Raw genomic sequence first — 13,882 nt, forward strand, 5'->3', positions numbered from 1 at the left:
TGGTCACCGGCTAACAATTTCCCAATTTATTGGTTAGAGTTTTGATCGTGGTGTTAGAAAAAATACAGAACTTTGTATTACGCTAAAGACCATTTAACCAATACCTATGATTACTATTGAAAACGATTTCCTCAGAGTAAGTATCCGTAACAAAGGAGGTGAGCTAACCTCGATATATAACAAAGCTGCAGACGTTGAGCATCTATGGCAGGCTGATCCACTTATATGGCCATGGCACGCGCCAAATCTATTCCCTGTTGTAGGCGGGTTGATTGATAATGAGCTGCTGGTGAATGGCAAGGCTTACAAGATGGAGCGTCATGGGTTCAACAGGCAATCAGAGCTATTGCTGATCGAGTCGAGTGAAACATCGGCAAGGTTTTCACTACCTTATTCGGAGCACACGCTGGAAGTTTATCCCTATAAATTCGATTTTCAGATAACGTATGACCTGATCGAAAATGCTTTGCGTGTTACTTACAAAGTGATCAATCACGAACGGGAAACTATTTATTTCTCAGTAGGTGGGCACCCGGCGTTTAACGTTCCTTTCAATAAAGGCGAAAGCTATGAAGATTATTACCTTGAGTTTGATGCTGACGACAAGCTGGAAAAACATTTATTATCAGACAAGGGTTATTACACAGGCAAAACCCAACCGGTGACACTCGATAAGCGCAAAATACAGCTTACGCGGGATATGTTTAAGCAGGATGCCTGGGTTTTTAAGCATTTAAACTCGCGTGAGGTCGCAATAAAAAGCACGAAACATGATCAGTCGTTAGCGGTGGAATTTCCTCATTTTAATTACCTCGGGATATGGGCCAAACCGGGTGCCGATTTTCTATGTATAGAACCTTGGCTGGGCTGTGCTGATTCAGAAGGTAAGCACGTCGACATCAGCAAGAAAGAGGCTATTCAGCATCTTAAATACGGCCACGTTTTTGAGGCTTCGTTTTATATCAGTATTTGACGAGCGGAGCCAGACGGCTGGCTGAATTTTTAGATTTTAAATAATGACTTATGGTGCATGATTCAACTGGACGCTTTAGCAACCGCGTAGCTAATTATGCCAAGTACAGGCCGAGTTATCCTGACAAGGTATTGGATTATTTGCAGCACGAATGCCACCTGAGGCTAGAATCAGCTATTGCTGATGTCGGTTCAGGAACAGGCATTTTTACTAAACTATTACTCGACCGGGGATATACAGTTTATGCGGTTGAGCCGAACGGGTCAATGCGCCATGAAGCTGAAAAATATTTGCATACATTGCATGGATTTCATTCGATAAATGGCACTGCTGAGAATACTTCCTTACCCGATAAAAGCGCTAATCTGATCGTTTGTGCGCAGGCGTTTCACTGGTTTAACAATTCCGAAACTAAGGCTGAATTTAAGCGCATCCTGGCTCCATACGGGCATGTAGCGCTGATATGGAATAACCGCTGTATTGATGCGGACGATTTTGCAATAGCCTATGAATTATTGCTCAAACAGCAAAGCGGCGATTATGAGCGTGTAAACCATCAAAACCTGGCCGAAGCAGATTTTGTTGGCTTCTATCATGGCGGCAAATACAAACTGGTTAAGTTTTCTAATTACCAGGTATTTAATTTTGAGCAATTGGCCGGGCGTGCTTTTTCATCTTCTTACGTCCCAGCTGAAGATACACCAGAAGGACACTTATTCAGCATTCAGTTAAAGGCAATCTTCGATCAGTATCAAACCAATGGAACGGTAATGTTCAGGTATGATACAGAGGTTTATCTGGGGAGATTGTAATTGGAGTAAACGTAGAGACGCATGCATTGCATCTCTACGAAAGAAATATTTTAGAACAACCCCAACTGCCCTTTATCGTCAATATCAATATCATCCGGGTTGGTGATCTCAAAATCTATCTTTTTGGGTGGGTGTTGTGGTGACTGTTCTTCTGATTTCTCCTGATCCGGTTTTGAGTCCTCTGATTTTGGAGATGGCTCTTCAGATTGTTCTTCTTTCTCTTCTGTTTCAACTCTGTCTTCTGTCACTTCCCGTTCTACTTCTTCAACTTCTGGATTAATCTCAGAAAGTAGTTCAACGGATTTTATGGTGTGCTGCGATAAACGGTTGCCCATTGCCTTCATACCTTTTACATCGATCAATGTTGATAGGTCAACCTCGATAGTTTCAGGTGTTTCAGTTTTACCTTTAAGTTGATCCACCTTTACCAATACCTGTGCAGCACCTGATATGAGAATCAGTTTGGAGCCACTTTCCTCGCTGATGATGCTGGTTTGTTTACCCAAACTGGTGTTCTCGAATACAAAACGCTTCACCATATAATTTTTCGATTTTCCCTCAAAGTGGAGCACCGAGTAGACTTTCTCCGGTTCATACTTTTCAATCAGGATCATCTTATCGTCGAAATGGTTATTTAGGTCGAAGTTGGTCAGTTCGTATGTCCCATTGTTTAAAACAGTTAATATGCGGTCATCACCATCAAACTCACCCAAATACTTACCCCTGCCATCTACGTTCAAACGTTTCAGAATATCATCATACCAGATCTTGCGTCCGGCCAAAGTGGAAACACCTTTACTTTTCAGCACGATCTTTTTCACCGGATATTTGGTGATGATATTACCCATCGAAGCCCGCCCCTTTATTGCTATCAAGGCAAAATCCTCATCAAATTGTAGTTTACGTAGTTTGGAATGTGGTTTAAGCTGAATATTCACCACCTCGGCCTCGCCGTTAGGATTGGCGGAGAAGTATAATACTTTTGAGCCTTTGGATCCTTTGGTTAGGTCATATTCTTTGTCGCGGGTTACGCCGACTACGCTGAAACGTTTTATATAACTTACGCCGCTTTGGCCGTCTTTGTAAATCATGTTATAAACAGTGCGCTCGTCGTTCTTTTTGAATACCGCCGCGTGAATCACATCCTTACCCACGAACACCTTATCCTGCACCTTGGTGATGATACACTTACCATCCCCACGGAACACAATGATCTCATCAATATCCGAACAATCGCACACAAACTCGTCCTTACGCAAACCTGTACCAATAAAGCCATCCTCGCGGTTTACATAGAGCTTCACATTGGCAAGAGCTACCTGTGCTGCCTCAACCTTATCGAAAGTGCGCAGTTCGGTTTTGCGTTCGCGCCCCTTGCCATATTTATCCTTCAGCTTTTGAAACCAGGCAATGGCATAATCGTTCAGGTGTTTTAAATGGTGCTTTACCTCCTTTATCTCTCCTTCCAGCGCCTTCATCTGCTCATCCGCTTTTTTCACGTCGAAGCGGGTGATGCTGCTCATTGGTTTATCGATCAGCTTCTTATAATCCTCGGGCAATATCTCGCGGTAGAATAGAGGGAAGAACGGTGTAAATAACCTATTCAGCACTTCAACTACTGTCTCAAAGCTTCCGGCTGTTTCGTAATCCGAATGCTTATACATCCCTTCCTGGATAAATATTTTCAGTAATGAACTGAAGAATATTTTCTCCATCAGTTCCTTCAGCCTGATTTGTAATTCCTGTTTCAGCAGCTCTTTGGTGTAGTGCGTGCTCTCTGTAAGCATGTCATTTACACTCATGAAACGCGGCTTATCGTTTTGTATCACACAGGTATTGGGCGATATAGAAACCTCGCAGTCAGTGAAAGCATACAGCGCATCAATCGTTACGTCAGGCGATATACCGGGTGCCAGGTGAATAATGATCTCCACATTGGCGGCCGTATTATCCTCAATCTTCTTGATCTTGATCTTACCTTTATCATTAGCTGCGATCACGCTATCAATCAAACTGCCGGTAGTAGTGCTAAAAGGTATCTCAGTGATTGCAAGTGTTTTCTTATCCTTCTCAACTATTTTAGCACGAACACGTACCCTGCCCCCACGCTGACCCTCATTATAGGCCGAGCAATCAGCCATACCTCCTGTGAGAAAGTCGGGCACTAAGTTTGGCCTTACACCCTGCAAAACACCGATTGAGGCATCCAGTAACTCTACAAAATTGTGTGGTAATATTTTGGTAGCTAACCCTACCGCTATACCTTCGGCGCCCTGAGCCAGCAGCAAAGGAAATTTTACCGGAAGCGTGATCGGTTCTTTGTTTCTACCATCATAACTGGCCTGCCATTCGGTGGTATCCGGATTAAACACAACCTCATTGGCAAATTTGGATAAACGCGCCTCGATATAACGCGGGGCCGCAGCCGAATCGCCGGTCACCGGGTCGCCCCAGTTACCCTGGCAATCAATCAGCAGGTTCTTCTGCCCTATCTGCACCATGGCATCGCCAATGGAAGCATCGCCATGCGGGTGATACTTCATGGTATTACCGATTACGTTGGCTGCCTTGTTAAAACGGCCATCGTCCATTTCCTTCAGCGAATGGAGGATACGGCGCTGTACGGGTTTAAGACCATCGTTTATATGGGGTACCGCCCGGTCGAGGATTACATAAGAGGCATAATCCAGAAACCAGTTTTCGTATAACCCATTGAGCGAGGTTACATTGTGTAGTTTATTATCGTTGTTATTTTCAGATAGATTATTACTCAGATCTTCACTCATTCTTAGCTAAAAAATATAGATGGGTAAAGATAGTACAATGTGCGGATGTGCGGATGTGCAGACGCGAGGATTTAATTAACATTTGAACATATGGTTGAATTGGCTGGAGAAGTTGAATTAGTTAATATGTATAATTCTATCCTGCTAAAAATTTACCCATCCCCGTACTTGCACATCTAAAAACGAGTTAATTTTTTCGGTTTAACTACTATCTATTTTTGATAACTGATTTTTTACTGGCGGTTAAAATTTAAAATCCTTTTCATTTTTTAGAGTTTATCTTCTTATCTTAAAATTCAATTATTAACCTGATCAATTTAAAACAAGCAATGAAGGTACTCGGCTCCGTACTGGCTATACCATTGTTATTTTTTTCCTGTAAACATTCCTCATCCACTTACACAGGTGCCACCCCGCCTGATTCAGCAGCCTTCGCATACCCTGTTAAAAATGCTGGTTATTGGATTACCGACACCAGTCACACCAACATTATCATCACCCTGAAAGCCTTAAAAGCGTTTTAGATAGATGACGCCGCCGAAATGGGCAAATACTACACTGATACCCTGATGGCGGCGTTTGACGGCTGCACTTTTTCAGGACCGCGCAGCCAATATCTCAAACGAGCTAAAATCATGCGGGATTCACTGAAAGATCTATCCATTAAGCTTTACGACTGGCAATCAGTTTCAAGTAAAGACAGAAAAGAAGCCTGGGTAACTACCTGGACACTCCGGTCATTTACCAACAGTAAAGGACATCGGGACTCTATGGAATACGTCCAGGATATGCAGTTTAAAGACGGCAAAATTGTAAAAACAGGCGAGTATGTGAGGCTCTTAAAATAATGAAACGCTAACGCTCATTCCTCATCTCCCGTAGCATCACATTGTAAGGCCATTTTCTTAACATCGCGTTTATGGTGCTCACTATACGTTTGGCCCGTGTCTCGCTGGTTTTGGCGCTGTTTATCCATTTTATAAAATAGTCGCGGTGCGATTTGGCCAGTGTATTGAAAAACTCAATAGCGTCAGGTTCAAAATCAAAGCACTCCTGCAGGTCGGCAGGTATTTCAACCTTAAAATCCACATCTTCTTCCAGTTTTACGTGCAGCATGGCGCCCGCGTTTTTATGGATGTCTTTGCGTATCTCAGCTTTCAGTGCCATAATGAAATTTCCTTCGCCCATCGGCATCAGTGCCAATCCGCTGACCGGCAGCGCGTCAAGCATACCGCGTACCCGGAACGATTTTTTATTTCCCGGCTTCATCTGCTGGGCTATATCAGCAGGTATTTCAATATAGCTCCAGCCGGTTTTTTCGCCCTGCTCGGCAAACTGTAAGATCATTGTAGTGAACTCAACCATGGTAAGCGCAAATTAGTCAATATCGGAAAAATGTCAATGTATTGTAACGAATGTTAAATGTTTGTTAAAATCCGTCTTTTTGCGGTTTTTAAGTGTAACGAAGTGATAGGTGCTTCTGTCTTATAGATATAAATCAATTACAAACTTTAAATACCAAACATTATGAAAACATTGAAAACAGTGATGATGGGCTTAGCTTTGTTTTTTGTCTGTACAGTTTCACAGGCAACATCAATCGGTCATAACAATCTCTCTAAAAGCGAAGTATTAGATACTTATTTAAATGCGGTTGTGCATGGCAAAATAGCGGGAATTGATGACGCCATTGATAACAACGCAACGTTTTATATGAAACGGGGAGACGATATCAACACCTTAACTAAAGCACAAATCATTAGTACTTTAAAATCAAGTGAGAACATCGAACAGGATTGCCAGTGTGTAAAAACTGTACTGCAAGATGATGATGATATCAGTAAAGTGAAAGTCGAAATGAAATATAAAGACTTTACCCGTATTGATGTGATCACAGCATCCCGTGACGGCAAGACATGGCAAATTACAAGCGTAGAAACTTCTTATAAATAAAGGGTGATTATTGTTTTGTTTTGTATGAAGAAGGCCCGGTGACGGGCCTTCTTTTTTGATATAATAAATATTTACTGTCCCTGCTTTACTTGTTCGATATGATCAGGAACAAGGCCGTGGGCTTCTTTGTGTGTCTGAACTATTGCGTTTGAATCAGGGGCCTGTGAAAAACATACCACTACTCCGTCTTTTTCGTTTACCCAGTAGTTGATAAAATTGACACCATATTTCTTTTCAACTGCTAAATCTTTCTGATGGGCTGCCGCTACATCCTTAGCAGTAACTTTTCCGGCACCAAGGTGATGGATATCCAAAAAGTAATTTGCGCCGTTTATTTCAGATGATTCCTTACCTGCATCTACCATGTAAATCTGGTCGGGCAAAAGGCCATGTGCTTCTGCATGAGTTTTACGTATGGCGCCCGAATCTGGTGCCGAAGACAAGCAGTAAACATTGCCATCTGCTTCGTCTACCCAATATTTGATAAATTGCACACCAAATTTCTTTTCAGTTGCCAGGTCTTTGGCGTGTGCCTTCTCTACGTCTTCGAATTTTACCTTACCTGGCCCGAAGTGATGAACATCCAGATACAAGTTGTTAGTTGAACCCGATTGAGCAAGTGCCATCGAGAATCCAGCAACTATAAATGTTGCTATAAGTAATACCGTTTTCATAATGCGTTGGATTAAAGTGATCAATTAATTTCTTGTACAAAGGTCTTTTGAAAATCAAGGCAGGATGTCAGACTTTTACCCTATATTATGTTTAGCTGTGCCTTAATTTTCTCTGGCAAATAATATAGATCACTAAAAAATATAGGGAATACAGTATCATGAGTCGGGATAATACGGTATATTTACTACAGTGTATTTCGTTGACTAACAGAAGTGTTATAATAAAATAAGCGACACCCCACCTTATTAAAATAACCTATTTATACCCGCAAATATGGAGCTGATTGAAAGGGATAGTTTTCTCCATGCACTGCATGCAAAATTTGTCAGTACCAGCAAGTCTGATGGGCATTGTATTTTGTTGAGCGGTGAGGCTGGTATAGGTAAAACCTCCCTGGTGCGAACCTTTTGTAGAGAAGTAAAAAACGACTGCAAAATATTGCAGGGCACCTGTGATGCCTTGTTCACGCCACGTCCGTTAGCACCATTATATGACATTGCCTGGCAGATGCAGAGCGACGTAATGGAACGTGTACGAGATAAAAAGGACAGGACTGAGTTGTTTACCAACCTCCTGCAGGAACTAAGCACTCAAAAAGAATCCATTGTCCTCATTTTTGAAGATGTACACTGGGCCGATGAGGGCACCCTTGATTTTATTAAATTCCTGGCACGGCGCATTAACCAGTTGCATTGCCTTTTCATACTCACCTATCGTGATAACGAAATTATTTCCGGGCATCCTCTGCGCAATGTGTTTGGCCAGTTGCCACGTGATATCTTTACTCGTTTACAGCTTACTACGCTATCAAAAGAGGCGGTTGAAACAATGGCTTTTGAAAAAGGTTACAGCGGCGAAAGCGTTTACAGTATTTCGGGCGGGAACCCATTTTATGTAACGGAGATATTGGCGAGTTACAGTACCGGCGTCCCTGATAACGTAAAGGACTCCATCCTGTCGGTTTATAACCGGCAAAGCGAAAAAACCAAAGAGGTATGGAAATTTCTGTCGGTACAGCCAACAGGTTTTGAGACTGAATACCTATTGAGAATGGATCCGTCATGCGTAGAGGCCGTGGAGTTATCGCTTGAATCAGGCATTCTTCTTCACGAAAATGACCGGATATCTTTTAAGCATGAGTTATACCGGAGAACCATTGAAGCTTCGTTATCGCCGCTTTTAAGGGTTTCGCTTAATAAGCGTATTCTCGATCTGTTCTTAAAAGATTTTGAACAAAACCAGGAAATAGAACGCATTATTCACCACGCAAAAAACGCCAACCAATATGAACTTGTCACTCATTACGCATTGATAGCAGCAAAAAGAGCTTCCTGCATCGGTGCACACAATGAGTCGGCTAAGCTTTATTTCTCGGCAATAGAATATTATCAGGGCAGTGACAAGGATATATTGCATGAATTGTATGAAGGCTATGCCTTCGAATGTTATCTCATCAACAAGCATAAGGATGCTATTATTTATATGAACCGTTCGCTTAAGCTTTGGGAAGGGGACGATAACAGGGAACGGGCTGCCGACTGTACGCGGTCTTTATCAAGACTTGGCTGGGTTGATGGTAATCGCAAGCAAGCTGAAGATTTTGCCCGGCAGGCTATAGAGCTTTTGAATGATCAGTCCGATTCGAAGGCGAAAGCTATGGCCTACAGCAACCTGTCACAGCTAACGATGATCTATAACCAATATCCCGAAGCAGTATATTGGGGCGAAAAAGCCATAGTGATTGCTAAAAAAATAGGGGATGATGAAATTCTTTCGCATGCGCTGAACAATGTGGGAACTGTAAAAATGCGGATGGCCCCAACCCGAAAAGAGGGTCTCAATCTACTACAGGAGAGCCTGGATATGGCCCTGAAAAACTCTTATCATGAACACGCTGCGAGAGCTTATGCCAACCTTGGCAGTAATGGGATATTGCTCAGGAATTATGCCTTTGCAAAAAATATATTAGAGACCGGCCTGCGATATTGTGAGGAAAGAGACATGGATTCGTGGATGAATCATATGTCGGGATATATCGCCCGGCTAAAGCTGGAAACTGGTCAATGGACCGAGGCTTATCATATTGCCGATAACCTGATCAATAACACTAATCAGGGAACTATCTTTAAGATAGGCGCAATGGCTATTGTAGCGACGATAAAAATGCGCCGTGGTGATGCCGATGTTTTACAGCTTTTGAACGATGCAAGAGCCAAGGCCTTTAGTACGATGGAATTGCAAAGGATCATTCCCGTGCTGGCTGCCTTGCTTGAATATGAATGGATAACAGGCAAAGTACTGACGGATGAGATAGCCGTTGATTTCGCCATTACAACCCTGGAGCAGGCAGGGGACGCCGATATGGATAATGAGTTTGCTTACTGGCTGCTAAAAACCAGGGCGAAGTACACGCCGTTTCATCCGTCGCACAATAGTTATAACGACGCAGGCAGATGGGAGGCCTTAGGCTGTCCGTATGAGCAGGCACTCGCATTGTTTAATGGTGATGAAGATGATAAAAAGAAAGCCATCTGCATGGTACAGGAGCTGGGCGCGACAGCGGTATACGAAAAATTAAAGATGGAAATGCGAGCCTCGGGAATAAAAAGTATCCCGCGGGGTATGCGTGAAACCACAAAAGCTAACGTTGCCCGCTTAACGGAACGTGAAGTAGATGTTTTAAAACTATTAAAAGAAGGGATGCAGAATAAGGAAATAGCCGACCGCCTTTTTATATCAGCGAAGACCGTCGACCATCACATTACCTCCATTCTTTTTAAACTGGACGTAAACTCGAGGGTGAAGGCTGTACATGAAGCCATTAACCTTGAAATTATAAAATAGGGTGCCGGCGCCTGATAAATAGGGTATATCCCTATCGTCGGGCAGTGGGCATGCTTTTAAATTTGTTGTTATTAGCGATCAGTAAAAATTACCATCATGAAAAAATTTGTAATAGAAAGAATTTTACCGGGAGCCGGAAACCTTTCGCCGGAAGAATTACAGGCCATTTCGCAACTATCCTGCGATGTCGTTCAGCAAATAGGCAAACCCTATTACTGGATCCAGTCATACGTTACTGATGATAAGATCTACTGCGTGCATATTGCTGAAAGCGAAGAAGTGATACGCGAACATGCACGCCTTGGCAACTTCCCGATCAACACAGTATCGGAAGTAAAATCCATTATCGATCCATTGACCAGCAATTTGTTAAAATAATACTGTTTTTGCTGCAAGTTAAAGGCCCCGTTCAGGGGCCTTTAAATGTTAATGTTTCACCGTTCTGCCGGAGTTACGCGCAGTTCCTTCTTTTGGTTATTGCGCAAAACGCTTACATACTGAAACTGCCCTACCTTATCGCCGGTAAGCATTTTAAACAATTGGTCTGAAGTTTCAATCATCCTATCATTAAAGGCATAAATAATGTCGCCGCTCATTAAGCCTCCCTTGTCTGCGGGACTATTATTTTCAACCTGCGTAATAAACAGTGCCTGTTGGTTTTTTAAATGATGAATGGTACGTAGCTTAGGCACCAATCCTATCTGCTGCAAACTTGCCCCGATGTAAGCACGTTTTACTTTTCCATAGCGTATCAGGTGATCTGCTACCGATTTAGCCGTATTAATACTAATCGCAAAACACAGGCCCTGTGCACCACGGATCATCGCCGTGTTTACGCCAATTACTTCGCCATCGGCATTAATAAGCGGTCCGCCGGAATTGCCGGGATTTAACGATGCATCGGTTTGTATCATACTATCCATGCTGATACCGCTCTCGCTATTCAACGTCCGCCCCAGAGCACTTATCACACCAGCAGTAACCGTGTGCTGAAATCCAAGCGGATTACCTATGGCAATGGCCAGCTGACCGATGCTTAAATTATCCGAGTCTCCTAATACAGAAGGAGTGTAATCCGTAGCACTTATCTTTAAAATAGCCAGATCGGTATAAGGGTCTTCGCCAATCAGCGCAGCGTGGTGTATGCTCCCGTCATACAATATGGTTCGTAAATGTTTTGCTTTTTTTACTACATGGCTATTGGTAAACAAATAACCATCGGATGAAAATAAAAATCCGGTACCTGTACCTGTTACTGCCTCGCGCCCTTCCTTCACATCAAACTGTTCGATCTTTACTACAGAAGTGCGCAGCCTTTCAACGGCATTAATAATTATCTGTGAGTATGAATCCATAAGAGACCGCACCTCAAAAAGCAAACCCATTGATTTTTAAGCACAAAATGGCAGTCCAGTACTGCTGTGTTGTCATTGTTCCGGGAAAAGCGGCTCACGATTTGGCACTTAATTCACATAAGGCGCCAACACCTTTTGCCAGCGGTCGTACCCTTTACTGTTGAGGTGCAGATAATCGTTCTCAAAAAGGGAAGAATCAGGCATCGTGGTTTGCGGTTTATATATTGATGGATTCATATTGATATAAAGGCTGTTGGGTTTACCTGCAATATATTTTTTTACCATCGCATTAGCCTTGTCCACTTCCGGACGGAATTTAGCACGAACCGGCGCATACTTTGCCGACAGGTAGTAAATTTTGGCGTTAGGCAGCTTCTTTCGTATCATCACCCAAAGTGTTTTGAAGTTGGCATAAACTGAATCGGCCGGTCTGCCTTCGGCGATGTCATTTTCACCGGCATAGATAAATATTTTGCGTGGATGATATGGAAACAGGATATAAGGCGTGTAATATTTTACCAGTTGCGACAGCTGACAGCCTCCTACTCCTCTTCTGATAATTGGTTTATCTTTAAAGCGCTGTTCAAGATCAGTCCATTTACGGAAGGATGAACTACCGATAAATAAGATACCGTTCGGCTTGGGAAAGTGCAGACTATCCTGGTGTTTGAATGCCTGTATCTCATTATCAAATGAGAAATCGCTTTGGGCAAATGTAGTTAGGCCGACAACAGATAAAATAGTCAGCAAAGTAAAATTCAGTTTCATAGGGCTTTGTTGGTTAGCCTGTCTTCGAAAAACAAAAATGGCAAAAAGCTTTCGACACCGGTAGCTACCCATATAGGCCCCTGCTGGCAATACAGTAACATTTTTATTGCACTGTTTTGTTTCTTTTCATACTCAGCCAATACCTGCAAGCATGCACCACAAGATGTAACCGGCCTGGTCAGTTGGAATTCATCGGTATATGCCGTAATAGCCATTGTTTCAATCGGGTCATCTGAATAATTGGCTCCCCAATGAAACAATGCCACCCGCTCGGCACAAAGCCCGGATGGATAGGCTGCATTTTCCTGGTTACTGGCATGCAGTATCTTACCGCTTTTCAGCTGCATGGCTACTCCGACTCTGAATTTGCTGTAAGGTGAGTGAGATGTTTTCAGCGCTTTTACTGCTTCCTTGCAAAGCTGCTGATCGGCTTGTTCCAGTTCCTCAAGGGAGGCATATTCCTTAAAATTTATTTTTATTTCGTGTTCGGTCATTTTTGTATCAGTCCAATTAAAAAAGGGATACAAGATAATGAATATCTATGCTAATCTCTTATTTCTGGAATTTACCAAATAAATCCCAGCAGCAATACCTGCTACCAGTGCCCCTACAATATATTTCCGGTATGGTTTGGGTTCTGATAGAATCTCAAACCCACCATTGGTACTCATCCCATACTCAACAGTATTGAAAATATTACCATTAGTGGGTGGCAGAGGGGCAGCCCCTCTGAAATATCTGCGCATTACAAATCCTGTTAATTTGGCTGTCAGTTCGGGAAACAGCGCATGTGAAAATTTAAGCGCCAGGGACGCGCCGCCTATATATTTATTTGATTTGGGTGAAACAGCGACTTTCACCATTGCTTCTGCGACCAGTTTTGGATCATACACCTGCGAAGCAGGTTTTAATACCTTGTTGGTATAGTTACCTGCATGATGAATCCCGGGCGTATCCAAAAAAGCCGGAAATAAATCGCATACATGAATATCGGGCCAAACCGTTAATTCCGCCTTTAGCGCTTCGGAGAATCCTCTCAATCCGAACTTACTGGCAGTATAGCCGGCCCCGTATGGTACTGGCAAATACCCTCCTATTGATATGTTATTGATCAATGTTCCACGCTGCTGCGCTTTGAAAACAGGCATTATTGCATGCGCTCCATAAATACACCCCAGCAGGTTTGTACGGATTACCTGCTCGTGCACTTCAACAGGTGTATGGCTAAATTCGCCCGCCGCCAACACACCTGCATTATTGATCCAAACATCTATTTTTCCGGCCCAATCATTTGCTGTATTAGCCAGGTTGATCACTGATCCCGGGTCAGTAACATCGGTAACTACTACCAGTACTGTCGCGCCAAGCCGATCACATTCATGCGCCACTTCATTTAAGGTCTCTTCATTGCGTGCTGCAAGTATAAGTGCAGGCCGATATTGTGCAAACTCCAATGCTGCTGCGCGACCAACGCCGCTGGATGCGCCGGTGATCACTATTGCCTTATTTTTTAATTCGTTGTACAAGTTCATAGAGTGATAACTATCTGTTTCACTTTATGTTTCGCTGAATTGAAATTGAAGTTCGGTTCATAAAAAAAGCGATGAGTTTCAAACCCATCGCTTTTTTTATCGAAGCTTGTCTGGTCCTGATATAGCGATACACAAAAAGAATCGCTATGGAAAAAAAGAAAGTATTCGATTACACTAAGCGTAG

At 42.9% G+C, this 13,882-nt stretch carries 15 protein-coding genes; 7 read left to right on the forward strand and 8 right to left on the reverse strand.

The window, feature by feature from the left end; all coding sequences use genetic code 11:
- Positions 1-106 precede the first annotated feature (106 nt).
- The gene (locus tag Q3A68_RS02570; protein ID WP_302899448.1) at positions 107-973 is read left to right on the forward strand and encodes an aldose 1-epimerase family protein; all 867 of its coding nucleotides are present in this window, start codon (positions 107-109) and stop codon (positions 971-973) included.
- A 50-nt stretch (positions 974-1,023) separates the two neighbouring features.
- Positions 1,024-1,785 carry a class I SAM-dependent methyltransferase gene (locus Q3A68_RS02575; protein WP_302899449.1) on the forward strand — a complete coding sequence of 254 codons (762 nt, stop codon included), beginning with the start codon at positions 1,024-1,026 and terminating at the stop codon, positions 1,783-1,785.
- 50 nt (positions 1,786-1,835) lie between these two features.
- On the opposite strand, the gene Q3A68_RS02580 is transcribed toward Q3A68_RS02575, so the two are convergent.
- A complete protein-coding gene (locus Q3A68_RS02580; protein WP_302899450.1) occupies positions 1,836-4,571 on the reverse strand; it encodes a DNA gyrase/topoisomerase IV subunit A in 2,736 nt (911 codons plus the stop codon).
- Positions 4,572-4,900: 329 nt separating this feature from the next.
- Here Q3A68_RS02580 and Q3A68_RS02585 point away from each other — a divergent pair, with 329 nt between their 5' ends.
- Positions 4,901-5,095 carry a hypothetical protein gene (locus tag Q3A68_RS02585; RefSeq protein WP_302899451.1) on the forward strand — a complete coding sequence of 65 codons (195 nt, stop codon included), beginning with the start codon at positions 4,901-4,903 and terminating at the stop codon, positions 5,093-5,095.
- 18 nt (positions 5,096-5,113) lie between these two features.
- Complete coding sequence (locus Q3A68_RS02590) at positions 5,114-5,419, forward strand: hypothetical protein (protein WP_302899452.1); 306 nt, start codon at positions 5,114-5,116, stop codon at positions 5,417-5,419.
- Between the two features lie 7 nt (positions 5,420-5,426).
- On the opposite strand, the gene Q3A68_RS02595 is transcribed toward Q3A68_RS02590, so the two are convergent.
- Positions 5,427-5,936: a YdeI/OmpD-associated family protein gene (locus tag Q3A68_RS02595; protein ID WP_302899453.1), complete on the reverse strand. Its 510-nt coding sequence runs from the start codon at positions 5,934-5,936 to the stop codon at positions 5,427-5,429.
- Positions 5,937-6,098: 162 nt separating this feature from the next.
- On the opposite strand from Q3A68_RS02595, the gene Q3A68_RS02600 reads away from it, so the two are divergent.
- The gene (locus Q3A68_RS02600; RefSeq protein ID WP_302899454.1) at positions 6,099-6,524 is read left to right on the forward strand and encodes a nuclear transport factor 2 family protein; all 426 of its coding nucleotides are present in this window, start codon (positions 6,099-6,101) and stop codon (positions 6,522-6,524) included.
- Positions 6,525-6,595: 71 nt separating this feature from the next.
- Here the strand turns inward: Q3A68_RS02600 and Q3A68_RS02605 are convergent, their stop codons facing one another.
- Entirely contained in the window at positions 6,596-7,198 is a 603-nt protein-coding gene (locus Q3A68_RS02605; protein ID WP_302899455.1) for a DUF4242 domain-containing protein, read from the reverse strand.
- A 274-nt stretch (positions 7,199-7,472) separates the two neighbouring features.
- Here Q3A68_RS02605 and Q3A68_RS02610 point away from each other — a divergent pair, with 274 nt between their 5' ends.
- Entirely contained in the window at positions 7,473-10,043 is a 2,571-nt protein-coding gene (locus Q3A68_RS02610) for a helix-turn-helix transcriptional regulator (RefSeq protein ID WP_302899456.1), read from the forward strand.
- A gap of 96 nt (positions 10,044-10,139) precedes the next feature.
- Entirely contained in the window at positions 10,140-10,421 is a 282-nt protein-coding gene (locus Q3A68_RS02615) for a DUF4242 domain-containing protein (protein ID WP_302899457.1), read from the forward strand.
- 56 nt (positions 10,422-10,477) lie between these two features.
- On the opposite strand, the gene Q3A68_RS02620 is transcribed toward Q3A68_RS02615, so the two are convergent.
- The 5 genes from Q3A68_RS02620 to Q3A68_RS02640 all read right to left on the reverse strand — a co-directional run.
- Positions 10,478-11,398 carry a S1C family serine protease gene (locus tag Q3A68_RS02620; protein ID WP_302899458.1) on the reverse strand — a complete coding sequence of 307 codons (921 nt, stop codon included), beginning with the start codon at positions 11,396-11,398 and terminating at the stop codon, positions 10,478-10,480.
- A gap of 108 nt (positions 11,399-11,506) precedes the next feature.
- Positions 11,507-12,166: a GDSL-type esterase/lipase family protein gene (locus Q3A68_RS02625; RefSeq protein ID WP_302899459.1), complete on the reverse strand. Its 660-nt coding sequence runs from the start codon at positions 12,164-12,166 to the stop codon at positions 11,507-11,509.
- Positions 12,163-12,660, reverse strand: coding sequence for a cytidine deaminase (locus tag Q3A68_RS02630; RefSeq protein WP_302899460.1), 498 nt, complete (start codon positions 12,658-12,660; stop codon positions 12,163-12,165). Before Q3A68_RS02630 ends, Q3A68_RS02625 begins: the two co-directional genes overlap by 4 nt.
- 45 nt (positions 12,661-12,705) lie before the next feature.
- On the reverse strand, positions 12,706-13,698 hold the full coding sequence (locus tag Q3A68_RS02635; RefSeq protein WP_302899461.1) for an SDR family oxidoreductase: 993 nt from the start codon (positions 13,696-13,698) through the stop codon (positions 12,706-12,708).
- The coding region (locus Q3A68_RS02640; RefSeq protein WP_302899462.1) for a hypothetical protein at positions 13,695-13,882 on the reverse strand (188 nt) is incomplete at its 5' end. The genes Q3A68_RS02640 and Q3A68_RS02635, both read right to left, overlap by 4 nt.

The sequence above is a fragment of the Mucilaginibacter tolerans genome, from assembly GCF_030519375.1.
Taxonomy (GTDB): Bacteria; Bacteroidota; Bacteroidia; order Sphingobacteriales; family Sphingobacteriaceae; genus Mucilaginibacter.